Below are 22,275 nucleotides of genomic sequence, written 5' to 3'. Positions count from 1 at the left end.
TGACAAAGGGCACGATAATATGGTGTTTTTCGTTATTAAGTATTGACGCCCATGCTAAAAACAGTCGATGTCGTTGCGGCCATCATCGAAAAAAACGGCAACATTTTACTGGCACAGCGCCCTGCTCACGCTGACCAACCGGGGATGTGGGAATTCGCCGGCGGAAAGGTGGAATCCGGCGAAACACAACCGGAGGCGCTTATCCGCGAACTGCAGGAAGAACTCGGTATTGTGGCCCTTCCGGGCCAGTATGTCGCCAGCCACCAGCGGGAGGTCTCGCAGCGGTTGATCCACCTGCATGCCTGGCACGTGCCCGCTTTTAGCGGCGAGCTCACGGCGCACTACCACAGCGCGCTGGTGTGGTGTACACCAGAAGAGGCGTTCAGCTACCCCTTAGCCCCGGCCGATATTCCGCTGCTGGAAGCGTTTATTGTTTTACGCGACGCCAGACCAGCGGGTTCGTGCTGATGGCGCGCTCATCGCGCTGGCACTGCAGCAGCACGCCGTCCGCCTTCACCACCGCCCCTTCGGAATAGTTTTGATCCTGATAGATGCAGCACTGGTTACAGGGCTGCGCTCTCTGGCCGCTGGAACTAAAGACCTCAGGCGGGACATTCACTTCCACATCCGGGCGAATACGGTCAGCCTGCGCGCCGGCCGAGAACATCAAACATAACGCGGTGAATACATAACGGTTCATAGACTTATCTTCCTGTCGTGTCCTGATAAAGACTATAACGGTTAATCCACGCGGAACCTTTAATTTATCTCGCCATCGCTTTTTGTTATGACCTACCCCGGGTCATTAATTTCCCTTTCGGCATGAATTTCTGCTTGCTTCACAAAGCGGTGCGGGTGGTATAGTCAAAAAAACAACACAAATTGCATAAGCAATAGACACAAATAACTATAAGAGGTTCTTATATCTATGGATCAGACACGCTCTCTGGAAAGTTTCCTTGCCCATGTTCAGCAGCGCGACCCGCATCAAAGCGAGTTCGCCCAGGCCGTTCGTGAAGTGATGACCACCCTGTGGCCCTTCCTTGAAGAAAATCCACGTTATCGTCAGCTGTCTCTGCTTGAGCGCCTGGTTGAACCAGAGCGCGTTATCCAGTTTCGCGTGACCTGGGTGGACGATCGTAATCAGGTTCAGGTTAACCGCGCGTGGCGCGTGCAGTTTAACTCCGCCATCGGGCCGTTTAAGGGCGGGATGCGTTTCCACCCCTCCGTTAACCTGTCGATTCTCAAATTCCTTGGCTTCGAGCAAACCTTTAAAAATGCGCTGACCACCCTGCCGATGGGTGGCGGTAAAGGCGGAAGTGATTTCGATCCCAAAGGCAAAAGCGAAGGCGAAGTGATGCGTTTCTGTCAGGCGCTGATGACCGAACTCTACCGCCACCTTGGCCCGGATACCGACGTGCCAGCGGGAGATATCGGCGTCGGAGCCCGCGAAGTGGGCTTTATGGCCGGGATGATGAAAAAGCTTTCTAACAACAGCGCCTGCGTCTTCACCGGCAAAGGGTTGTCCTTCGGCGGCAGCCTGATCCGCCCGGAGGCCACGGGCTACGGCCTGGTCTATTTCACTGAGGCGATGCTCAAGCGCCACGGCCTGGGCTTTGAAGGGATGCGCGTGGCGGTGTCCGGCTCCGGTAACGTGGCGCAGTACGCTATCGAAAAAGCGATGCAGTTTGGTGCCCGCGTGGTGACGGCGTCAGACTCCAGAGGCACGGTGGTGGATGAAGCGGGCTTTACGGCGGAAAAGCTGGCGCGCCTGTGCGAAGTCAAAGCCAGCCGCGATGGCCGTCTCGCCGACTATGCCGCAGAGTTTGGCCTGACCTGGCTGGAAGGCAAACAGCCGTGGAACGTGCCGGTGGATATCGCCCTGCCGTGCGCCACGCAGAACGAACTGGATGTGGACGCCGCGCGGACATTAATTAGCAATGGCGTGAAGGCGGTGGCCGAAGGGGCCAATATGCCGACCACCATCGAGGCGACCGATCTGTTCCTGGAAGCGGGCGTGCTGTTTGCACCGGGCAAAGCCGCCAACGCAGGCGGCGTGGCGACCTCCGGTCTGGAAATGGCGCAAAACGCCGCGCGTCTCGGCTGGAAAGCGGAGAAAGTGGATGCGCGTCTGCACCATATCATGCTGGATATTCACCACGCCTGCGTGGAATACGGCGGAGAGGCGTCGCAAACCAACTACGTGCGCGGCGCGAATATCGCCGGGTTCGTCAAGGTGGCGGATGCGATGATTGGGCAGGGTGTGATTTAAGCAATCGCTGCGTTTTCAACCTGTAGGCCCGGTAAGCGTTAGCGCCACCGGGCTTCTTTCAGGCCGCAGAACTGTTTTCGCCGGGTGGCGGCTACGCCTTACCCGGCCTACGGTTTAAGAGGCTGGCGCGCTCTTTTTCTTTTTAAACGGTTTCTTCGCACCGCTCCCCGGTGCCACCATTCCTCTGAACCGCTTCACCGGCGTGCTGCGCGCCTGATCGATCAGCTGATAAAGCGTCCCCACCAGCGGCTGCATAAAGTCCTGATAACGACACTGTTTTTCGCTGATCTGCGTCAGCACCGATTCCCAGTGCGCGGTCATGTCCGGCCTTGCGGCCAGCTCCGGCAGGGAATGAATCAGGGCGCGTCCCGGCTCAGTCGAATGGATATAGCGTCCTTTCTTCTCCAGGAAACCGCGTTTAAACAGCAGCTCGATGATTCCGGCACGGGTCGCTTCGGTGCCCAGACCGTCGGTGGCGCGCAGGATCTTCTTCAGATCTTTATCCTGCACAAACCGGGCGATCCCGGTCATCGCCGACAGCAGCGTCGCATCGGTGAAATGGCGCGGCGGCTGCGTCTGGCGCTCAATCACTTCCCCTTTCTCACACAGCAGCTCGTCGTCTTTAGCCACCACCGGCAGCGGCGTGCCGTCGTTCTCTTCGTCGCGCTCTTTACTGCCAAGCAGGGTGCGCCAGCCCGCTTCCGCGAGGAAGCGCGCTTTGGCGACAAACTTGCCTTTGGCAATGTCCAGCTCGATAACGCATTTGCGGAACACCGCATCCGGGCAGAACTGCATCAGGTACTGACGGGCGATCAGGTTATAGACCTTCGCTTCGTTATCCGTCAGGTTAACGCTGCTGGCGCGGGCCGTCGGGATAATCGCGTGGTGGGCATCCACCTTCTTATCATCCCAGCAGCGGTTGTGAGTGTCCGGGTTCACCGCCGGCTGCGGCAGCAGATCCGGCGCGTGGACGCTAATGGCGTTCATCACCGCGTGGCGTCCGGCAAAATGCTCTTCCGGCAGGTAACGGCTGTCCGAACGCGGATAGGTGATGAGCTTGTGGGTTTCATACAGCTTCTGGCAGATGTCCAGCACGTTCTGCGCGCTAAGCCCAAAGCGCTTCGCGGCCTCAATCTGCAGGGCAGAAAGTGAAAACGGCAGAGGCGCGGGTTCTGATTCCCGTTTATCGTTATAGCTGGTCACGATGGCCGGTTGCCCGGTGATGCGGTTAACCACATGCTCCGCCAGCGGACGATGCAGCAAACGCCCCTCTTCATCCTGATACGATTCGCAGGCATCGCTCGGCTGCCAGACAGCGGTAAAGCGCTCCTCTTTCGGGGTGACGATATGCGCTTTCACTTCAAAGAAATCTTTGGCGACGAAATTCTCAATCTCTTCGTCGCGACGCACCACCAGCCCCAGCACCGGCGTCTGCACGCGGCCCACGGAGAGCACGCCCTGATAGCCAGCGTTACGCCCGAGGATGGTGTAGGCGCGGGTCATGTTGATGCCGTACAGCCAGTCCGCACGCGCACGGGCCAGCGCGGAGACGCACAGCGGGATAAACTCGCTGTTGGCGCGCAGACGCGAGATCGCACGCTCAACGGCCTGCGGGTTGAGGTCGTTGATCAGGCAGCGTTGTACCTGCTGGCGCTTTTCCGGTGCCAGCTCCAGGTAGTCCAGCACTTCATCTACCAGCAGTTGCCCTTCCCTGTCCGGGTCACCCGCGTGCACGATCTCAGCCGCTTCATGCAGGAAGCGTTTGATCACGTTGAGCTGTTTGGTGACCGAAGGTCGGGGCTGCAGGCGCCATTTTTCGGGCACGATGGGCAAATCATTCAGATTCCAGCGGGCGTAGCGGCTGTCATAGACATCCGGCTGCGCCTGCTCAAGCAGGTGACCAATACACCAGGTAACCACCTGCCCGTTACCGCATTCAATAAAGCCGTCGCCTTTGCGATGCGGTTTAGGCAGCACATCGGCGATGGCTCGCGCCAGACTCGGCTTTTCGGCAATAAACAACCGCATCGAATTAACGGATCTCAATCATCGGTCGGCCACCGCGTGCGGTCACCAGCTCGCCGATCGCCGTCAGGGTAATGCCAAACTCGGCAGCCGTCGCCTGAACCTCGGCTTCAGACTCCGGCGTGACCGCCAGCAGCAGACCGCCGGAAGTTTGCGGATCGCACAGCAGGTTGCGCCATTCTTCAGGCATGTCGCCCATCAGATGACCGTAGCTGGCGAAGTTGCGCTGGGTACCGCCCGGGACTGCGCCCTGAGCAATGTACTCTTCCACGCCCGGCAGTTTCGGCACGTCCTGATACCAGACCTGCGCCTGCACGCCCGCCCCCTGACACACTTCGGAGAGGTGTCCCAGCAGACCAAAACCGGTCACGTCGGTCATCGCCTTCACGCCGTCGATATTGGCGAAAGCGGCACCCGCGAGGTTCATCTGGCACATGACTTCTGTCGCCAGCCCCTGGTGCTCTGGTTTCAGCAGGGATTTTTTCTCGGCGGTGGTCAGCACGCCAATGCCCAGCGGCTTGGTGAGGAACAGCTTGCAGCCCGCCTGCGCGGTGCTGTTACGCTTCACGCGCTCGGTCGGCACCACACCGGTGACGGCCAGCCCGAAGATAGGCTCCGGCGCATCAATCGAGTGACCACCGGCCAGCGCAATCCCCGCCTGCTGACAGGCGAAACGCCCGCCATCTATCACCTCGCGGGCAACTTCTGGCGGGATGGTGTTGATCGGCCAGCCCAGAATAGCGATCGCCATAATCGGTTTGCCGCCCATGGCGAAGATATCGCTGATGGCGTTAGTGGCCGCAATACGCCCGAAGTCGAACGGGTTGTCGACAATCGGCATAAAGAAGTCGGTGGTGCTGATAATGCTGGTGCCGTTACCCAGGTCATAAACCGCTGCATCGTCACGCGTTTCGTTGCCGACAAGCAGGTTCGGGTCGACAAACTTCGCCTGTTCACTGTGCAGGATGGTCTCCAGCACTTTCGGGGAAATTTTACAACCGCAACCGGCTCCGTGGCTGTACTGCGTTAAACGAATGGTTTGCTCGCTCATGGACGTCTCCTGTCATCTCAATCGCGCTATGGTAGCGCTCATTCCATAAAGAGGTAAGTATGACTGTCTGAATTCTGCGGCAGATGCTCAGAATCCAGACAGTTTAGCGTGCGTTATCAGAAACGGCTGACGAAAGGCGTGGTGTCCGGCACGCTGATGGTGCTGGAGGCTTTGAGCTGCGGGGTACCGAGATAGAGGAAACCGACAATTTTGTCATGCTCGCCGCAGCCAAAACCGTCACGGACCGCCGGGCTTTCGGTCAGCGGACCGGTGCGCCAGATGCCGTTGAAGCCTTGCGCGACAGCGGCCATTTGCATCGCCATCACGGCGCAGCCGGCAGACATTTCCTGTTCCCAGACCGGCACCTTATGGTCAGCCTGGCATTTTGCCACGACAGCGATGATCATCGGGGCGCGGAACGGAGCATTACGCGCCTTGTCGATACCTTTCTCATCCTGCCCTGCGGCCACCGCGCCCTGCTCCAGCAGTTGGCTGAAACGATCGCGGCCTTCGCCTTCAATCACAAAGAAGTGCCACGGCTGCAGAGTGCCATGATCGGGCGCACGCATACCGGCACGCAGAATGTTCTCCAGCTGTTCGCCCGCCGGGGCCGGTTCGGCCAGACGTGAAGCGCTACGGCGGTTAACAAGCAGTTCGAGTGCATCCATTGGTTAACTCCTTTCTTGAAATTTACTCACAAAATTAACACGACGGCAGATTTTGTTACAGCCTGGCAGGCGATTCCTGCTGACAAGTGGCGGTTGGGTCATTACGATAACCCAACATTACCGTCCAGTGGCGACGGAAACAGTCATTTTCTGGTTAGGGAGAATACATGCGAACCCTTTGGCGAATCTTTGCCGGTTTCTTTAAATGGACGTGGCGACTGCTCAACTTCGTCCGCAACCTGGTGATGAACATCTTCTTCATTTTCCTGGTTCTGGTTTGCGCGGGCATCTGGATGCACATCAGTAACGCGAATCAGGCGCAGCATTCGACTCGCGGGGCGCTGTTACTCGATATCACCGGCGTTATTGTTGATAAACCGTCCGCCAGCAGCCGTCTGGGGGTAATCAGCCGCCAGCTGTTTGGCGCGACATCAGACCGTCTGCAGGAAAATTCCCTGTTTGATATTGTCGATACCATTCGTCAGGCCAAAGACGACCGTAACATCACCGGGATCGTGCTGGATCTGAAAGATTTTGCCGGCGGCGATCAGCCTTCCATGCAGTACATCGGTAAAGCGCTGCGCGAATTCCGCGACAGCGGCAAGCCGGTGATTGCCGTGGGCGACAGCTACAGCCAGGGGCAATATTATCTGGCGAGCTTTGCCAATAAGATCTGGCTCTCCCCACAGGGCACGGTCGATCTGCACGGTTTTGCCACCAACGGTCTGTATTACAAATCGCTGCTCGACAAGCTGAAGGTCACCACCCACGTCTTCCGCGTCGGGACTTATAAATCTGCCGTTGAGCCGTTCATCCGCGATGATATGTCCCCTGCCGCCCGTGAAGCGGACAGCCGCTGGATTGGCGAACTGTGGCAGAACTATCTGGGCACCGTTGCCGCTAACCGCCAGATTACGCCGGAACAGGTGTTCCCTGGCGCACAGGGCGTGCTGGACGGCCTGCGTAAGGTAGATGGCGATACCGCGAAATATGCGCTAGACAACAAACTGGTTGATGCCCTGGGCACCAGCGCCGAAATTGAAAAATCCCTGAGCAAACAGTTTGGCTGGAGCAAAGAGGACAAAAATTACAGTGCCATCAGCATGTACGATTACTCGGCGAAAAAACCGGATGAGAACGGTGACAGCGTCGCGGTGGTCTTTGCCAACGGTGCTATCATGGACGGTCAGGAGACGCCGGGGAACGTGGGCGGTGATACCACGGCTTCACAAATCCGCGATGCGCGCCTGGATCCGAAAGTGAAAGCGATTGTGCTGCGGGTGAACAGCCCTGGCGGCAGCGTCAGCGCCTCCGAGGTGATCCGCGCTGAACTGGCTGCCGCGCGTGCCGCCGGCAAGCCGGTCGTCGTCTCCATGGGCGGAATGGCCGCCTCCGGGGGATACTGGATCTCAACCCCCGCGAACTACATCGTGGCTAACCCAAGCACATTGACCGGATCAATTGGCATCTTCGGGGTGATCAACACCGTGGAAAACAGCCTGGATTCTCTGGGCGTGCATACCGACGGCGTGGCGACCTCCCCGCTGGCGGATGTGTCGGTGACAAAATCTCTGCCGCCGGAAGTCTCTGAGATGATGCAGCTCAGCATTGAGAACGGCTATAAACGCTTTATCACCCTGGTGGCGGATTCGCGTAAAAAGACGCCTGAGCAGATCGACCAGATTGCCCAGGGCCACGTCTGGACCGGCCAGGATGCGAAGAGCAACGGTCTGGTCGACAGCCTGGGCGACTTCGATGACGCGGTGAAGAAGGCCGCTGAACTGGCGAAGCTGAAACAGTGGCATGTTGAATACTATCAGGACGAGCCGTCGTTCTTTGATATGGTCATGGACAGCATGTCCGGCTCCGTGCGCGCCATGCTGCCGGAGGCGCTGCAGGCCTATCTGCCCGCGCCCGTCGCCACGGCGGCAAAAGCGATGAAAGCGGAAAGCGATAAGCTCGCGGCCTTTAATGATCCACAAAGTCGTTACGCGTTTTGCCTGACCTGCGCGAACGTCCGTTAAAAACCGTCCCCTCTTCTCGCGAAGAGGGGATTTTTTTCTTTTGAAGAACAAGAACTCACTACCATGCAGAAGAAATCGATTTATGTAGCCTACACTGGCGGTACCATCGGTATGCAACGCTCTGAAAACGGCTATATCCCCGTCTCCGGCCACCTTCAGCGTCAGCTTGCGCTGATGCCAGAATTCCATCGTCCGGAAATGCCTGACTTCACTATCCACGAGTATGAGCCGCTGATGGACTCCTCCGATATGACGCCAGAAGACTGGCAGCACATCGCGGATGACATCAAAGCCCATTACGACCAGTACGACGGTTTCGTGATCCTCCACGGTACCGACACCATGGCTTTTACCGCCTCGGCGCTCTCCTTCATGCTGGAGAATCTGAGCAAGCCGGTTATCGTGACGGGCTCGCAAATTCCGCTGGCGGAACTGCGCTCCGATGGTCAGATCAACCTGCTGAACTCCCTGTACGTGGCGGCGAATTACCCGATTAACGAAGTGTCGTTGTTCTTTAACAACCGCCTGTATCGCGGCAACCGCACCACCAAAGCCCATGCCGACGGGTTTGACGCATTCGCTTCACCTAACCTTCAGCCGCTGCTGGAAGCCGGTATTCATATTCGTCGTCTGGGAACCCCGCCTGCGCCAAACACCGCAGGCGAGCTGATTGTGCATCCGATCACGCCGCAACCGATTGGCGTGGTCACCATCTACCCAGGGATCTCTGCGGACGTGGTGCGCAACTTCCTGCGCCAGCCGGTGAAAGCGCTGATTTTGCGCTCTTATGGCGTGGGCAATGCGCCGCAGAACGGCGAATTCCTGAAAGAGCTTCAGGAGGCCAGCGAGCGCGGAATTGTAGTGGTGAACCTGACGCAGTGCATGTCCGGTAAAGTCAATATGGGCGGCTATGCCACCGGCAACGCGCTGGCGCATGCGGGGGTGATCAGCGGCTTCGACATGACCGTTGAAGCAACGCTGACTAAACTTCACTATTTACTGAGCCAGGATCTGGATATTCAGTCCATTCGCAGCGCGATGATGCAAAACCTGCGCGGCGAACTGACGCCTGACGAATAAGGAGGTCTCATGAAGCAACGCGCCCTGCTACTGGTCGATTTGCAAAATGATTTCTGCGCGGGCGGTGCACTGGCCGTCGCCGAGGGTGACAGCACCGTTGACGTGGCCAACACGCTGATTGACTGGTGCAAAGCCCGTGGTGAAGCCGTTGTCGCAAGCCAGGACTGGCACCCGGCGAATCACGGCAGCTTTGCCAGCCAGCATCACGTCGAGCCTTTCACTCAGGGAGAACTCGACGGGTTGCCACAAACCTTCTGGCCGGATCACTGCGTACAGCAGACACAAGGCGCGGAACTGCATCCGCTCCTGAAACAGAAAGCCATCGATGCGGTGTTCCATAAAGGGGAAAACCCGGCTATCGACAGCTACAGCGCGTTTTTTGATAACGGGCATCGCCAGAAAACGGCGCTGGACGCGTGGTTACGTCACCATGAAATCACGGAGCTGATTGTGCTGGGACTGGCAACCGATTACTGCGTGAAGTTTACCGTGCTGGACGCGCTCCAGTTAGGCTATACCGTCAGCGTCATCACCGATGGTTGCCGTGGGGTGAATATTCAGCCGCAGGACAGTGCCCAGGCGTTTATGGACATGGCCGCGGAAGGCGCGACGCTGTATACGCTCGAAGACTGGCTGGAAACGCAGGCGTAGTCTTTTATGCCGGGTGGCGGCTTCGCCTTACCCGGCCTACATATCGAGCGTAGGCCGGGTAAGGCGAAGCCGCCACCCGGCAACCCCTCTCCGATCTCCCATAAAGTGAACTCCCTCGCATCCTCAGCGAAGCGGCAATGCTATTCTCATCAGGTTGTTTTTTCGCCACGCCTTTTCCGTGGCGTGGTTAATTTTATTATGTCAAAGAGGAACTTGTATGAAACGTATGCCTTTGCTGGCAGCTTTGCCCCTGCTGTGCGCTTCCGTTGCTTCTGCCAGTAACCTGATGTCCGTAGGCTACTTTAACGGCGGAGGTGACGTCACTGCCGGACCGGGTGGCGACATCAACAAATTAGACGTCCGCCAGATTACGCATCTCAACTACTCGTTTGGTCTGATCTATAACGACGAAAAAGACGAAACCAACGCCGCGCTGAAAGACTCGACCAGGCTGCACCAGATCTGGTTATCACCCAAAGTCGCCTCCGACCTCGCATTCATCCCGACCCTGCGCAAACAAAACCCGAACCTTAAGGTCCTGCTCTCCGTCGGCGGCTGGGGCGCACGCGGTTTCTCTGGCGCAGCGGCAACCAAAGAGAGCCGCGCGGTGTTTATCCGCTCCGCGCAGGAGATTGTCGACAGGTACGGTCTGGACGGGATCGATCTCGACTGGGAGTACCCGGTGAATGGCGCATGGGGTCTGGTTGCAAGCCAGCCCGCCGACCGGGATAACTTCACCGCCCTGCTAAAAGAGATGCGCGCCGCCTTCGGAGACAAAAAGCTGGTGACCATTGCGGTGGGCGCCAACGCGGAAAGTCCGAAAAGCTGGGTGGATGTCACCGCCATCGCTCCCCTGCTCGACTACATCAACCTGATGACCTACGACATGGCGTACGGAACGCAATATTTCAACGCCAATTTGTATGACTCCAGCACCTGGCCGACGGTGGCCGCCGCAGATAAATACAGCGTCGATTTTGTGGTGAACAACTATCTGGCCGCCGGGCTGAAGCCGCAGCAGATGAACCTTGGGATCGGTTTCTATGGCCGCGTGCCGAAACGCGCCGTGGAGCCGGGCATTGACTGGAGCAAACCCGACGCACAAAAAAATCCAGTTACCCAGCCCTACTTCGGGCCACAGGAGATCGGGTTGTTCAGATCACTCGGCTATGACCTGACCAAAGATACCTACGTGAAGTACAACGATATCGTGAAAAAGCTGTTGAACGATCCGCAGAAGCGCTTTACAGAGCACTGGGACGACCAGGCGAAAGTGCCGTGGCTCTCGGTGAAGGGTGCCGATGGCAACGCGCTGTTTGCGATTTCGTATGAGAACCCACGTTCCGTTGCCATCAAAGCGGACTATATCAAAGCGAAAGGCCTCGCCGGGGCGATGTTCTGGGAGTATGGCGCGGATGACGAAAACCAGTTAGCGAAGCAGCTGGCGGCGTCGCTGGGGATCCCGCACTAAGCTGCATTGTGCCGGGTGGCGCTAACGCTTACCCGGCCTACATTGAGATCATTATTTGAAAGTGGCAATCGGCTTCGGCGTGATGCCGAACTCTTCTTTCAGCTCACGCTTGCTCTTCATCACCATCTGGCCGTTGGTGTCGATGGTCATGTGCTGCGCGTCGGTGTTATTGCGCGCCTGCCACAGCATGACCAGTTGCAGGCTGTTCTCTTTTTGCTCCGGCGTCAGCGCGACGCCGTCAGGCCATTTTCCAAGCTCAACGGCGGTGACCAGGCGCTGATAAATCTCCGGCGTCATGCCGCTAATCATCTCTTCAATATTCACAATCGCTCCCTTTAGCAGGAATAATTTGCTGAATCGTTTTTTCAACCTTTGATCTGGTCGCCGTTTTCATCGTCGCTGAAGCTCAGGGAGGCTGAATTGACGCAGAAACGCTCGCCCGTTGGCTGTGGTCCATCCGGGAAGACGTGACCCAGGTGCGCATCACAGTTGCCGCAACGTATTTCCGTGCGCACCATGCCATGGGATGAGTCAGTCAGGTAGCGGATTGCCTCGTCGCTCACCGGCTCGTAAAAGCTCGGCCAGCCGCAGCCAGAATCGTATTTCGTCTGGGAATTGAACAACGGCGCATCACAGACCAGACAGTGGTAAACGCCATCGCGTTTGTTATGCAGTAAACGTCCGGTGAACGGCGGCTCCGTGCCGTGATTCTGCGTCACGTAAAACTGCATTTCTGTGAGGTTTTTTTTCAAATCGTCAGGGTTACGTTGGTTCGACATAGGCTTACATCTCGCTGTAGAAACAGACATCTTTTAACCCGGATTCTAACAAAACATTAACACCCTTGCGTGCACTTTTGATCTAAACTTATGTGTCGCGAAAAGGCGGTCAGGCAATTGTGATCATGTTCACATTTTTATCCTGAGAGGACTTTAAAATCCCGGGCGCAGCCCCCATGTGGTTGCAAGCTCAAAGGGAAAGTGAGGCGAGTCAGTCGCACAAACGTTAGTCACAGGATTGATTTGTCGCAATGATTGACACGATTCCGCTTGACGCTGCGTAAGGTTTTTGTAATTTTACAGGCAACCTTTTATTCACTAACAAATAGCTGGTGGAATATATGACTATCAAAGTAGGTATCAACGGTTTTGGCCGTATCGGCCGTATTGTTTTCCGTGCTGCTCAGAAACGTTCTGACATCGAAATCGTTGGTATCAACGATCTCCTGGACGCTGAATACATGGCGTACATGCTGAAGTACGACTCAACTCACGGTCGTTTCGACGGCACCGTTGAAGTGAAAGACGGCCACCTGGTTGTTAATGGCAAAACCATCCGCGTTACTGCTGAGAAAGACCCAGCTAACCTGAAATGGAACGAAATCGGTGTTGACGTTGTAGCTGAAGCTACCGGTATCTTCCTGACCGACGAAACTGCACGTAAACACATCACTGCGGGTGCGAAAAAAGTTGTTCTGACCGGTCCTTCCAAAGACAACACCCCAATGTTCGTTCGTGGTGCAAACTTCGAGACTTACGCTGGCCAGGACATCGTTTCTAACGCATCCTGCACCACCAACTGCCTGGCACCGCTGGCTAAAGTTATCAACGACAACTTCGGCATCATCGAAGGTCTGATGACTACCGTTCACGCAACCACCGCTACTCAGAAAACCGTTGACGGCCCGTCTCACAAAGACTGGCGCGGCGGCCGTGGCGCGGCTCAGAACATCATCCCATCCTCTACCGGTGCTGCTAAAGCAGTAGGTAAAGTACTGCCAGAACTGAACGGCAAACTGACTGGTATGGCGTTCCGCGTTCCAACTCCTAACGTATCCGTTGTTGACCTGACCGTTCGTCTGGAAAAAGCTGCTTCTTATGAAGAAATTAAGAAAGCAATCAAAGCTGCTTCCGAAGGCGCAATGAAAGGCGTTCTGGGTTACACCGAAGACGACGTTGTATCTACCGATTTCAACGGCGAAGTGTGCACTTCCGTGTTCGATGCTAAAGCAGGTATCGCACTGAACGACAACTTCGTTAAACTGGTATCCTGGTACGACAACGAAACCGGCTACTCTAACAAAGTACTGGACCTGATCGCTCACATCTCCAAATAAGTTGAGATGAGTGTTTGATGCAAAAAGGCGACTTCGGTCGCCTTTTTTATTGCCAAGACAGAGGATTGCTTAATGATTAATAAAATTTTTGCACTTCCGGTAGTCGAACAGCTTACCCCTGTGCTTTCCCGCCGTCAGATTGATGGTGCCGATGTCATCGTCGTTGACCATCCGCGCGTTAAAGCCTCCGTGGCACTGAACGGCGCTCATCTGCTCTCCTGGAAACCGGAAGGTGAAGCCGAAGCTTTATGGCTGAGCGATGCGACCTCTTTTAAAAAAGGGGCAGCCATCCGCGGTGGCGTACCGATCTGCTGGCCATGGTTTGGCCCGTCCGCACAGCCAGGTCTGCCTTCCCACGGTTTTGCCCGTAACCAGCAGTGGACTCTGAAAGCGCATAATGAAGATGACAACGGCGCTGTGCTGACCTTTGAACTTCAGGCGAATGATCAAACCCGCGCCCTCTGGCCGCATGATTTCACCCTGTACGCCCGCTTTAAGCTGGGCAAGACCTGTGAAATTGAACTGGAAGCCCACGGTGAGTTCGAAACCACCTCTGCCCTGCATACCTACTTCCACGTGGGTGACATCGGCGCGGTGAAGGTGAGCGGCCTTGGCGATACGTATATCGACAAAGTCGACAACGCGAAAGAAGGTAAACTGAGCGACGGGGTACAGACTTTCCCTGACCGTACCGACCGCGTCTATCTGCATCCGGAAGCCTGCAGCGTGATCCACGACGGCGCCCTGAACCGTGGTATCGAAGTGGTTCATCATCATCACAGCGACGTGGTGGGCTGGAACCCGGGCCCGGCGCTTTCTGTCAGCATGGCCGACATGACGGATGAAGGGTATAAAACGTTCGTCTGTGTGGAAACCGCTTGCGTGAGCACGCCGCAGAAAGCGAGCGATGAAAAACCCTCTCGCTTAGGACAGACAATTAAGATTGTGAAGCGCTAGGGGATTGTGCTTCTCTGCACCATACCAAAGCAAACGGGGCGCAAGCGCCCCGTTTTAATGCACGGACTGCACGTTAGTAGTGCAATCAGAACTTGTAGGTCACACCGACTGAGAAAATGCCTGCCCAGGACTTGTCGACCATCGGGCTGTCTTTCACCTCATCGCTCAGTCGCTCGTAACGGCCAGTACCGTATACGCTCCAGTCCCCGAGGAAGTTGTAGCTAGCGGTCAGCTCCAGGTAGGGATTCCAGCCATCATCAGCGCTGTAGCTTTTCAGACCACTGCGACGGGACTCGTTTTTAGAGACGCCGTAATAGTAGTCGTTGTAGTTCTCGCTGTTGTACTGCACACCGATACCTGGCGTCAGGGTCAGCGCACCGTTGGTGTAGCGGTATAACCACGCCAGATCCCAGATAAAGCCGTTGCTGTTATCCAGCGTGTCACCCGCGAGGGCAGTACGCAGGAAACCATACTGGGTGTTATGCACATAGGAAAGCCCAGCCATCAGGGTGCCTTTACGCTTGTCGAGCTGACGCAGCGCGTGGCTGTCACTGTCGCCCGGCTTGAAGTGCGTTGGGTCGTAGTAAGCCATAATGGAGAGCTTATCGGCCGTATCGTTCCACAGATAGTATCCACCGCCGAGCCCATGGAACCAGACGTTATCGCCTTCATAGGTGACAACGGGAACGGGATAAAGATCACGGTCATACTGTTTGTACGGGCTGTTAATGACGCCAACGCCCGCGCCAACCGTCCACTGACTTTCCGCCTGTGCGGTACTTACTGCGGTCGCGGCAAGGATGCCCAATGCCAGAAGTTTGAGTTTGGTCACAATCCATTCTTTCCTGTAGTCAAATAATCAGCGGGTGAAGTGTAACCGCCATTCCCGTACATCCCAAAATTTTTTGCCTGCTAATCAGTCTGATTAACCCATTATTTTTAACTTTTCAGATGACAACCCGCTTTCATTTATATGACCACTGTATGAAAAAGGGGCATTTGCCTTATCACCACTGTGGAAATTTTTGGATGAGTTATTGATATGTCATTGAAATTAGATTTTATCGGCATGCAAGTTTTGCAAATGCCATCTACGCTTTAATTTAAGAAGAGTTTTCCTGAACACCCCGCGGTGCTTAGCGTCCGACCTGGCACACAGGTTGCTGCTCTGGCAGTGAGGTGCGAGAGATCCTCTTCCGGGAGCCTCCACTACTCATACGAACGGCTCTTATCCTGTGCTAAAAAACGAAAGGACGGCATGCCATGAATATATTCGATCACTATCGCCAGCGTTATGAAGCTGCCAAGGACGAAGAGTTCACACTGCAGGAGTTTCTTACCATCTGTCGGCAAGATCGCAGTGCTTATGCCAATGCGGCAGAACGGCTATTGATGGCTATTGGTGAGCCAAACATGGTTGATACTGCCCTGGAACCCCGGCTTTCCCGTCTCTTTTCGAATCGGGTGGTCGCCCGCTACCCGGCGTTTGAAGAGTTCTATGGTATGGAAGATGCCATTGAACAAATCGTCTCTTACCTGAAGCATGCTGCTCAGGGCCTGGAAGAGAAGAAACAGATCCTCTATTTACTTGGCCCGGTGGGGGGCGGTAAGTCCTCGCTGGCAGAACGCCTGAAGTCGCTGATGCAGCGCGTGCCTATCTATGTGCTGAGCGCGAACGGCGAGCGCAGCCCGGTCAACGACCATCCGCTGTGCCTGTTTAACCCGCAGGAAGATGCGCAAATTCTGGACAAAGAGTATGGCATCCCGCGTCGCTATCTCGGCACCATCATGTCGCCGTGGGCGGCGAAACGCCTGCACGAGTTTGGCGGCGACATCACCAAATTCCGCGTGGTGAAAGTCTGGCCGTCTATCCTGGAACAGATTGCCATCGCGAAAACAGAACCCGGGGATGAGAACAACCAGGACATCTCCGCTCTGGTGGGTAAAGTCGATATCCGTAAGCTGGAAAACTTCGCGCAGAATGACCCGGATGCCTACGGTTACTCCGGCGCGCTGTGCCGGGCAAACCAGGGGATTATGGAGTTCGTCGAGATGTTTAAAGCACCGATCAAAGTGCTGCATCCACTGCTGACGGCGACCCAGGAAGGGAACTACAACGGGACGGAAGGTATCTCCGCCCTGCCGTTTAACGGGATCATTCTCGCCCACTCGAACGAATCTGAATGGGTGACTTTCCGTAATAACAAAAACAATGAGGCGTTCCTTGACCGCGTTTACATCGTCAAAGTGCCTTATTGCCTGCGGATCTCCGAAGAGATCAAAATTTACGAGAAATTGCTTAACCACAGTGAGCTGGCGCATGCCCCTTGCGCGCCCGGCACCCTGGAAACGCTGTCACGCTTCTCCATCCTGTCGCGTCTGAAAGAGCCGGAAAACTCCAGCATCTACTCAAAAATGCGCGTATACGATGGTGAAAGCCTGAAAGATACCGACCCGAAAGCGAAGTCCTATCAGGAATACCGCGATTACGCCGGGGTTGATGAAGGGATGAACGGTCTGTCCACGCGTTTTGCGTTTAAGATCCTCTCCCGTGTCTTTAACTTCGACCATGCGGAAGTGGCGGCTAACCCGGTTCATCTGTTCTATGTGCTGGAGCAGCAAATCGAACGCGAGCAGTTCCCGCAAGAGCAGGCTGAACGCTACCTTGAGTTCCTGAAAGGTTACCTGATCCCGAAATACGCCGAGTTCATTGGCAAAGAGATCCAGACGGCCTACCTGGAGTCCTATTCAGAATACGGGCAGAACATTTTCGACCGTTATGTCACCTACGCTGACTTCTGGATCCAGGATCAGGAGTACCGCGATCCGGATACCGGCCAGCTGTTTGACCGTGAATCCCTGAACGCGGAGCTGGAAAAAATCGAGAAGCCGGCCGGGATCAGCAACCCGAAAGACTTCCGTAACGAGATTGTGAACTTCGTCCTGCGCGCCAGAGCGCACAACAACGGCCGCAATCCGAACTGGACCAGCTACGAGAAGCTGCGCACGGTCATTGAGAAGAAAATGTTCTCTAATACCGAAGAGCTGTTGCCGGTGATCTCGTTTAACACCAAAACCTCAACCGATGAACAGAAAAAGCACGACGATTTTGTCGATCGTATGATGGAGAAAGGCTACACCCGTAAACAGGTTCGCCTGCTCTGCGAATGGTATCTGCGCGTGCGTAAATCGTCTTAAAACAAGTGCCCGGTGGCGTTAAACGCCTGCCGGGCCTACAAAATGCAAGTTGGCAAATGCAGTACGGGGGGTATATGACCTGGTTTATTGACCGGCGTCTTAACGGCAAAAACAAGAGCACGGTGAACCGCCAGCGCTTCTTGCGTCGTTATAAAGCGCAAATTAAACAGTCTATCTCCGAGGCCATCAACAAACGCTCGGTGACCGACGTCGACAGCGGCGAGTCTGTCTCCATCCCCACCGATGACATCAGCGAACCGATGTTTCATCAGGGGCGAGGCGGTCTGCGCCATCGCGTACACCCAGGTAATGACCACTTCGTTCAGAACGACAGAATTGAGCGTCCTCAGGGCGGCGGCGGTGGTTCAGGAAGCGGTCAGGGACAGGCCAGCCAGGACGGTGAAGGTCAGGACGAATTTGTCTTCCAGATCTCAAAAGATGAATATCTCGACCTGCTGTTCGAAGACCTGGCGCTGCCGAATCTGAAAAAGAATCAGCACCGTCAGCTTAATGAATACAAAACCCATCGCGCGGGTTATACCGCCAACGGTGTGCCCGCCAATATCAGCGTCGTGCGTTCGCTGCAGAACTCGCTGGCGCGACGCACGGCCATGACGGCAGGAAAACGTCGTGAGCTGCGCGAACTGGAGAGCAGCCTGAAGGTGGTGGAAAACAGCGAGCCGGCGCAACTGCTGGAAGAGGAACGCCTGCGTAAAGAGATTGCCGAGCTGAGAGCGAAGATCGACCGGGTACCGTTTATCGACACCTTCGACCTGCGCTACAAGAACTACGAAAAACGTCCGGAACCCTCCAGCCAGGCGGTGATGTTCTGTCTGATGGACGTTTCCGGCTCCATGGACCAGGCCACCAAAGATATGGCGAAGCGTTTTTATATTCTGCTCTATCTCTTCCTGAGCCGAACGTATAAGAACGTGGAAGTGGTCTATATTCGCCACCATACCCAGGCCAAAGAGGTGGATGAACACGAGTTCTTCTACTCTCAGGAGACCGGGGGCACCATCGTCTCGAGCGCGCTGAAGCTGATGGATGAAGTGGTGAAAGAGCGTTACGACCCGGCGCAGTGGAACATCTATGCCGCGCAGGCGTCGGACGGCGATAACTGGGCAGATGACTCACCGCTGTGTCACGAAATTCTGGCGAAAAAGATTCTGCCGGTGGTGCGTTACTACAGCTATATCGAAATCACCCGTCGCGCACACCAGACCCTGTGGCGGGAGTATGAACATCTGCAGTCGATGTTTGATAATTTTGCCATGCAGCACATCCGTGACCAGGATGATATTTATCCCGTGTTCAGGGAGCTGTTCCACAAGCAGTCCGCCACCAGCAACGCATAATCCAACAGCCAGCGAACCCGCTGGCTGTTTTCTTTCGACCCCGTACATCCCGTGCTAATGTAGAAAGCTATCTACTGGATTATCACCGGGAAAGCGTTATGACTGACGACGTTATTGGGGCAGGAACCCATCAGCAACTGATTACTTTACTCACCGAGCAGGGCGCACGGTTTCGCGTCATGGAGCATGAGGCGGTCGGAAAATGCGAAGCGGTAAGTGAAATTCGCGGGACCGAACTGCGCCAGGGGGCAAAAGCGCTGGTGTGCAAAGTGAAGGGAAACGGCGTAAAAAAACACGTTCTGGCGATCCTGGCCGCCGATCTGCAGGCCGACCTGAGCCAGCTTGCCAGCCATTTTGGTGGGATGAAAGCCTCTCTCGCCAGCCCGGCCGAGGTCGATGCTCTCACCGCCTGCGTGTTTGGCGCCATCCCGCCCTTTAGCTTCCATCCTGATCTGGCGCTGGTTGCCGACCCGCTGCTGTTCGAGCGCGTTGACGAAATCGCGTTTAACGCCGGTCTGCTGGAGAAATCCGTGATTATGGACACCCAGGATTACCTGCGCATCGCCCGTCCTGAGCTGGTGACGTTCCACAGAGCCTGACCGCGCTGGCTGGCGCTCCTGTCAGCCTTTTCTTTCCAGAAACAGCACGGATGCGACCAGAATAACGGCGATGGCAAAAAACGATGAGGAGATAATCAGCGTTTCGACAAACATGTGATCGTTCATGATGGCGACCCCTTTTGCGATATCTCCCTTCGTTTTAATCCGCGTAAATGACAAGGTTATGACAGCGATAAAAATCTTTTTAAACCTGTCCACCGTTTTTCCGCGTACAGTAAGCAGGATCATTTTTCTGGCAAGGATTCCCCTATGTTTGACCCGACTCTGCTCATTCTGCTGGCGCTCGCCGCGCTCGGCTTTATCAGCCATAACACTACCGTCGCCATCTCGATTCTGGTGCTTATCATTGTGCGCGTAACGCCGCTCAATACCTTTTTCCCGTGGATAGAAAAACAAGGGCTGACCATCGGGATCATCATTTTAACCATTGGGGTGATGGCGCCCATCGCCAGCGGTACCCTTCCCGCCTCAACGCTGCTGCACTCGTTCGTCAACTGGAAATCACTGGTGGCGATCGCGGTGGGGATTTTTGTTTCGTGGCTGGGGGGACGCGGCGTCACGCTGATGAGCAGCCAGCCCTCGCTGGTAGCGGGCCTGCTGGTGGGCACCGTGCTGGGTGTGGCGCTCTTTCGCGGCGTTCCGGTGGGCCCGCTGATTGCGGCGGGTCTTGTCTCGCTGTTTATCGGGAAGTCGTAGTCAGGCTGGCCATATAACGCGCTGGCGTCTGACCCAGCCCCTTTTTAAACATGGTGATAAACGCGGTGGTCGAGTCATAGCCCAGTGACTGAGCCACCTGCTGCACTGATTTGCCGCTAATCAAATGCTGTAACGCCACAATCAACTGCAGCTGGTGACGCCAGCGGCGAAAGCTCAAGCCGGTCTCTTTCACCACCAGCCGTGCCAGGTTGCGTTCGCTCATGGCAAAGTGGCTTGCCCACTGCGCCAGCGTCTGCCAGGCCGCCGGCTCTTCCGCCATCTTCTCGCTCATCAGCCGGATTTTGGGATGGGGTGAGACGGGCAGTTGCAGATGCTCCTGGCGCTGGAGCGGCAGTTCATCAAACAGGACATTCACCAGCCGCGAGGTGGCCGCAAGGTGCAGCTGTTCACGTGATTTTTCTGCCAGCGATAAAATCAATTCCCGTACCAGCGGAGAGATTTTCAGGGTGCAGCAGCGGTCGGGCAACCGCGCGGTCCCCGGTTCAATGAACAGAAAGCAGAGTTGTGCCCCCGGCGTGGCTCTGTTGCTGTGCGGCATCTGGCCGGGGATCCAGACGGCATACTGAGGCGGCACCATCAGCATGGCATTTTCCACTTCGCAGGTGATCGCCCCGCCAAGGGCCAGAATTAGCTGTCCCTTGCGGTGGTGATGAAGCGGAATATATTGTTCCTCTGCCACCACGCGTATGCGAAATGCGACGGCCGCATCGTGCTGGCTATCAGGATCGTAGCCGTCCAGTCCCAGACCAATCATCAGGTTGTCCGATTTTAGCGATAAACTGTCATTTTAGCCTGATTTCAACCGCCGCGAAAATCGGTATGGTGTGCACTCGCTTGAACGTATGAGAACAAAATGACTACTGCACTTCGCACCTCAGGAAAACACGGCGTGCTGCTGATCGCAGGCATCCTGATGATTGCCACGACGCTTCGCGTCACCTTTACCGGGGCAGCCCCGCTGCTCGATACTATTCGTCTTGATTATGGCTTAAGCACGGCGCAAACCGGTCTGCTGACCACCCTGCCGCTGCTGGCCTTCGCTCTGGTCTCGCCGCTTGCAGCCGGTGTGGCCCGGCGCATCGGCATGGAGCGCAGCCTGTTTATCGCCCTGCTGTTGATTTGCGCCGGGATTGCCGTGCGCTCCCTGCCCTCCGCCGCTGCGCTTTTCGCTGGAACGGCGGTGATAGGCTGCGGCATTGCGCTCGGCAATGTACTGTTACCCGGGTTAATTAAACGTGACTTTCCCGGCCAGGTGGCGAAACTCACCGGCGCCTATTCCCTGACGATGGGCGTGTCGGCGGCGTTCGGCTCGGCACTGATTGTTCCCCTGGCGCAGGGGGCGGCGGGCTGGCATGGCGCGCTGCTGATGCTGATGGTATTTCCACTGCTCGCGCTGCTGCTGTGGCTGCCGCAGTGGCGTCAGGAACACGCCGCGACGGTCACGGGCGCTGGCGCGCTGCATAACCGCGCCATCTGGCGCTCGGCCCTCGCCTGGCAGGTGACGCTCTTTTTGGGGATCAACTCGCTGATTTACTACGTCATCATCGGCTGGCTGCCGGCGATACTGCTCAGCCACGGCTACAGCGAAGCGCAGGCCGGCTCGGTGCATGGACTTTTACAGCTGGCCACGGCGGTACCGGGTCTTGCCGTTCCGCTGATCCTCCACCGTCTGAAGGATCAGCGGGGGATCGCCGGCGCGGTGGCGCTGATGTGCGCGGTGAGTGCGGCGGGCCTGTGGTTTATGCCTGAGCTGGCGGTAATATGGACGCTGGTGTTTGGCTTTGGTACCGGGGCAACGATGATCCTCGGTCTGACGTTCATCGGTCTGCGCGCCAGCTCCGCGCATCAGGCGGCGGCGCTGTCCGGCATGGCACAGTCGATTGGTTATCTGCTCGCGGCCTGTGGGCCGCCGGTAATGGGGAAAATTCATGATACCACGGGAGACTGGCGTCTCCCGCTTCTGGGCTGCGCGCTGGCCGCTGTGATCATGGCCGTCTGCGGCATGCTGGCCGGGCGAGACCGGGAGATCGCGCCCCGTTAAATACGGAGGCAGACCCTCGGGTCTGC

General features: G+C 56.3%; 22 protein-coding genes. 13 read left to right on the top strand and 9 right to left on the bottom strand.

All coding sequences use genetic code 11. The features are described from left to right. Nucleotides 1–51 precede the first annotated feature (51 nt). The gene (locus EKN83_RS11010; protein WP_126800909.1) at nucleotides 52–468 is read left to right on the top strand and encodes a pyrimidine (deoxy)nucleoside triphosphate diphosphatase; all 417 of its coding nucleotides are present in this window, start codon (nucleotides 52–54) and stop codon (nucleotides 466–468) included. Here the strand turns inward: EKN83_RS11010 and EKN83_RS11005 are convergent. Beyond that, nucleotides 428–700, bottom strand: coding sequence for a YnjH family protein (locus tag EKN83_RS11005; protein WP_025757376.1), 273 nt, complete (start codon nucleotides 698–700; stop codon nucleotides 428–430). The genes EKN83_RS11010 and EKN83_RS11005 overlap by 41 nt on opposite strands. Nucleotides 701–928: 228 nt before the next feature. Between EKN83_RS11005 and gdhA the strand changes: the two genes are divergently transcribed. Further along, the gene (gdhA, locus tag EKN83_RS11000) at nucleotides 929–2,272 is read left to right on the top strand and encodes an NADP-specific glutamate dehydrogenase (RefSeq protein WP_126800908.1); all 1,344 of its coding nucleotides are present in this window, start codon (nucleotides 929–931) and stop codon (nucleotides 2,270–2,272) included. Between the two features lie 114 nt (nucleotides 2,273–2,386). On the opposite strand, the gene EKN83_RS10995 is transcribed toward gdhA, so the two are convergent. From EKN83_RS10995 to EKN83_RS10985, 3 genes are all read right to left on the bottom strand, one after another. Continuing rightward, nucleotides 2,387–4,300 (bottom strand): DNA topoisomerase III, encoded by a 1,914-nt coding sequence (locus EKN83_RS10995; RefSeq protein ID WP_045285254.1) that lies wholly within the window; start codon nucleotides 4,298–4,300, stop codon nucleotides 2,387–2,389. Nucleotides 4,301–4,304: 4 nt separating this feature from the next. Then, nucleotides 4,305–5,348, bottom strand: coding sequence for a selenide, water dikinase SelD (gene selD, locus EKN83_RS10990; protein ID WP_059385745.1), 1,044 nt, complete (start codon nucleotides 5,346–5,348; stop codon nucleotides 4,305–4,307). 116 nt (nucleotides 5,349–5,464) lie between these two features. After that, entirely contained in the window at nucleotides 5,465–6,016 is a 552-nt protein-coding gene (locus EKN83_RS10985) for an NAD(P)H nitroreductase (protein ID WP_045285253.1), read from the bottom strand. A 167-nt stretch (nucleotides 6,017–6,183) separates the two neighbouring features. On the opposite strand from EKN83_RS10985, the gene sppA reads away from it, so the two are divergent. From sppA to EKN83_RS10965, 4 genes are all read left to right on the top strand, one after another. Further along, nucleotides 6,184–8,040, top strand: a complete 1,857-nt coding sequence (gene sppA, locus EKN83_RS10980; protein WP_094918942.1) for a signal peptide peptidase SppA — start codon at nucleotides 6,184–6,186, stop codon at nucleotides 8,038–8,040. Nucleotides 8,041–8,103: 63 nt separating this feature from the next. Further along, a complete protein-coding gene (ansA, locus tag EKN83_RS10975) occupies nucleotides 8,104–9,120 on the top strand; it encodes an asparaginase (protein WP_008500705.1) in 1,017 nt (338 codons plus the stop codon). A 9-nt stretch (nucleotides 9,121–9,129) separates the two neighbouring features. Continuing rightward, entirely contained in the window at nucleotides 9,130–9,771 is a 642-nt protein-coding gene (gene pncA, locus EKN83_RS10970) for a bifunctional nicotinamidase/pyrazinamidase (protein ID WP_025757381.1), read from the top strand. Between the two features lie 217 nt (nucleotides 9,772–9,988). Continuing rightward, nucleotides 9,989–11,242, top strand: coding sequence for a glycoside hydrolase family 18 protein (locus EKN83_RS10965; RefSeq protein WP_126800907.1), 1,254 nt, complete (start codon nucleotides 9,989–9,991; stop codon nucleotides 11,240–11,242). A 51-nt stretch (nucleotides 11,243–11,293) separates the two neighbouring features. Here the strand turns inward: EKN83_RS10965 and EKN83_RS10960 are convergent, their stop codons facing one another. Continuing rightward, nucleotides 11,294–11,566 carry a YeaC family protein gene (locus EKN83_RS10960; protein WP_025759331.1) on the bottom strand — a complete coding sequence of 91 codons (273 nt, stop codon included), beginning with the start codon at nucleotides 11,564–11,566 and terminating at the stop codon, nucleotides 11,294–11,296. 41 nt (nucleotides 11,567–11,607) lie between these two features. Further along, nucleotides 11,608–12,021 carry a peptide-methionine (R)-S-oxide reductase MsrB gene (msrB, locus tag EKN83_RS10955; protein ID WP_025759332.1) on the bottom strand — a complete coding sequence of 138 codons (414 nt, stop codon included), beginning with the start codon at nucleotides 12,019–12,021 and terminating at the stop codon, nucleotides 11,608–11,610. A 341-nt stretch (nucleotides 12,022–12,362) separates the two neighbouring features. On the opposite strand from msrB, the gene gapA reads away from it, so the two are divergent. After that, nucleotides 12,363–13,358 carry a glyceraldehyde-3-phosphate dehydrogenase gene (gapA, locus tag EKN83_RS10950; protein WP_014831506.1) on the top strand — a complete coding sequence of 332 codons (996 nt, stop codon included), beginning with the start codon at nucleotides 12,363–12,365 and terminating at the stop codon, nucleotides 13,356–13,358. Between the two features lie 72 nt (nucleotides 13,359–13,430). Further along, a complete protein-coding gene (locus EKN83_RS10945; protein ID WP_045285250.1) occupies nucleotides 13,431–14,315 on the top strand; it encodes a D-hexose-6-phosphate mutarotase in 885 nt (294 codons plus the stop codon). Between the two features lie 85 nt (nucleotides 14,316–14,400). Here EKN83_RS10945 and EKN83_RS10940 read toward each other — a convergent pair whose 3' ends face one another. After that, a complete protein-coding gene (locus EKN83_RS10940) occupies nucleotides 14,401–15,147 on the bottom strand; it encodes a MipA/OmpV family protein (RefSeq protein WP_025759337.1) in 747 nt (248 codons plus the stop codon). A 431-nt stretch (nucleotides 15,148–15,578) separates the two neighbouring features. On the opposite strand from EKN83_RS10940, the gene yeaG reads away from it, so the two are divergent. From yeaG to EKN83_RS10925, 3 genes are all read left to right on the top strand, one after another. Further along, entirely contained in the window at nucleotides 15,579–17,513 is a 1,935-nt protein-coding gene (gene yeaG, locus EKN83_RS10935) for a protein kinase YeaG (protein ID WP_025759338.1), read from the top strand. Between the two features lie 74 nt (nucleotides 17,514–17,587). Beyond that, the gene (locus EKN83_RS10930) at nucleotides 17,588–18,871 is read left to right on the top strand and encodes a YeaH/YhbH family protein (RefSeq protein WP_047958303.1); all 1,284 of its coding nucleotides are present in this window, start codon (nucleotides 17,588–17,590) and stop codon (nucleotides 18,869–18,871) included. 98 nt (nucleotides 18,872–18,969) lie between these two features. Next, entirely contained in the window at nucleotides 18,970–19,470 is a 501-nt protein-coding gene (locus EKN83_RS10925) for a YbaK/prolyl-tRNA synthetase associated domain-containing protein (protein WP_126800906.1), read from the top strand. A gap of 21 nt (nucleotides 19,471–19,491) precedes the next feature. On the opposite strand, the gene yoaI is transcribed toward EKN83_RS10925, so the two are convergent. Next, nucleotides 19,492–19,596, bottom strand: a complete 105-nt coding sequence (gene yoaI, locus EKN83_RS10920) for a small membrane protein YoaI (protein ID WP_010430055.1) — start codon at nucleotides 19,594–19,596, stop codon at nucleotides 19,492–19,494. A gap of 144 nt (nucleotides 19,597–19,740) precedes the next feature. On the opposite strand from yoaI, the gene EKN83_RS10915 reads away from it, so the two are divergent. Continuing rightward, nucleotides 19,741–20,187, top strand: coding sequence for a DUF441 domain-containing protein (locus tag EKN83_RS10915; protein ID WP_008500737.1), 447 nt, complete (start codon nucleotides 19,741–19,743; stop codon nucleotides 20,185–20,187). Here the strand turns inward: EKN83_RS10915 and EKN83_RS10910 are convergent. Further along, nucleotides 20,171–20,962 (bottom strand): AraC family transcriptional regulator, encoded by a 792-nt coding sequence (locus EKN83_RS10910; protein ID WP_025758201.1) that lies wholly within the window; start codon nucleotides 20,960–20,962, stop codon nucleotides 20,171–20,173. The genes EKN83_RS10915 and EKN83_RS10910 overlap by 17 nt on opposite strands. 99 nt (nucleotides 20,963–21,061) lie before the next feature. On the opposite strand from EKN83_RS10910, the gene EKN83_RS10905 reads away from it, so the two are divergent. Then, nucleotides 21,062–22,249 carry a CynX/NimT family MFS transporter gene (locus tag EKN83_RS10905; protein ID WP_126800905.1) on the top strand — a complete coding sequence of 396 codons (1,188 nt, stop codon included), beginning with the start codon at nucleotides 21,062–21,064 and terminating at the stop codon, nucleotides 22,247–22,249. The last annotated feature ends 26 nt before the right edge of the window (nucleotides 22,250–22,275 follow it).

Origin of the sequence: Enterobacter sp. WCHEn090032 (assembly GCF_003986875.1) — a bacterium.
Classification (GTDB): domain Bacteria; phylum Pseudomonadota; class Gammaproteobacteria; order Enterobacterales; family Enterobacteriaceae; genus Enterobacter; species Enterobacter sichuanensis.
This window is presented reverse-complemented; position numbering and strand designations above follow the sequence as displayed.

Excerpts from the sequence above, each read along its gene's own strand:
- EKN83_RS11010 (WP_126800909.1), top strand. The coding sequence starts at position 52 with ATGCTAAAAACAGTCGATGTCGTTGCGGCCATCATCGAAAAAAACGGC.
- EKN83_RS11005 (WP_025757376.1), bottom strand. The coding sequence starts at position 700 with ATGAACCGTTATGTATTCACCGCGTTATGTTTGATGTTCTCGGCCGGC.
- gdhA (WP_126800908.1), top strand. The coding sequence starts at position 929 with ATGGATCAGACACGCTCTCTGGAAAGTTTCCTTGCCCATGTTCAGCAG.
- EKN83_RS10995 (WP_045285254.1), bottom strand. The coding sequence starts at position 4,300 with ATGCGGTTGTTTATTGCCGAAAAGCCGAGTCTGGCGCGAGCCATCGCC.
- selD (WP_059385745.1), bottom strand. The coding sequence starts at position 5,348 with ATGAGCGAGCAAACCATTCGTTTAACGCAGTACAGCCACGGAGCCGGT.
- EKN83_RS10985 (WP_045285253.1), bottom strand. The coding sequence starts at position 6,016 with ATGGATGCACTCGAACTGCTTGTTAACCGCCGTAGCGCTTCACGTCTG.
- sppA (WP_094918942.1), top strand. The coding sequence starts at position 6,184 with ATGCGAACCCTTTGGCGAATCTTTGCCGGTTTCTTTAAATGGACGTGG.
- ansA (WP_008500705.1), top strand. The coding sequence starts at position 8,104 with ATGCAGAAGAAATCGATTTATGTAGCCTACACTGGCGGTACCATCGGT.
- pncA (WP_025757381.1), top strand. The coding sequence starts at position 9,130 with ATGAAGCAACGCGCCCTGCTACTGGTCGATTTGCAAAATGATTTCTGC.
- EKN83_RS10965 (WP_126800907.1), top strand. The coding sequence starts at position 9,989 with ATGAAACGTATGCCTTTGCTGGCAGCTTTGCCCCTGCTGTGCGCTTCC.
- msrB (WP_025759332.1), bottom strand. The coding sequence starts at position 12,021 with ATGTCGAACCAACGTAACCCTGACGATTTGAAAAAAAACCTCACAGAA.
- gapA (WP_014831506.1), top strand. The coding sequence starts at position 12,363 with ATGACTATCAAAGTAGGTATCAACGGTTTTGGCCGTATCGGCCGTATT.
- EKN83_RS10945 (WP_045285250.1), top strand. The coding sequence starts at position 13,431 with ATGATTAATAAAATTTTTGCACTTCCGGTAGTCGAACAGCTTACCCCT.
- yeaG (WP_025759338.1), top strand. The coding sequence starts at position 15,579 with ATGAATATATTCGATCACTATCGCCAGCGTTATGAAGCTGCCAAGGAC.
- EKN83_RS10930 (WP_047958303.1), top strand. The coding sequence starts at position 17,588 with ATGACCTGGTTTATTGACCGGCGTCTTAACGGCAAAAACAAGAGCACG.
- EKN83_RS10925 (WP_126800906.1), top strand. The coding sequence starts at position 18,970 with ATGACTGACGACGTTATTGGGGCAGGAACCCATCAGCAACTGATTACT.
- yoaI (WP_010430055.1), bottom strand. The coding sequence starts at position 19,596 with ATGAACGATCACATGTTTGTCGAAACGCTGATTATCTCCTCATCGTTT.
- EKN83_RS10915 (WP_008500737.1), top strand. The coding sequence starts at position 19,741 with ATGTTTGACCCGACTCTGCTCATTCTGCTGGCGCTCGCCGCGCTCGGC.
- EKN83_RS10910 (WP_025758201.1), bottom strand. The coding sequence starts at position 20,962 with ATGATTGGTCTGGGACTGGACGGCTACGATCCTGATAGCCAGCACGAT.
- EKN83_RS10905 (WP_126800905.1), top strand. The coding sequence starts at position 21,062 with ATGACTACTGCACTTCGCACCTCAGGAAAACACGGCGTGCTGCTGATC.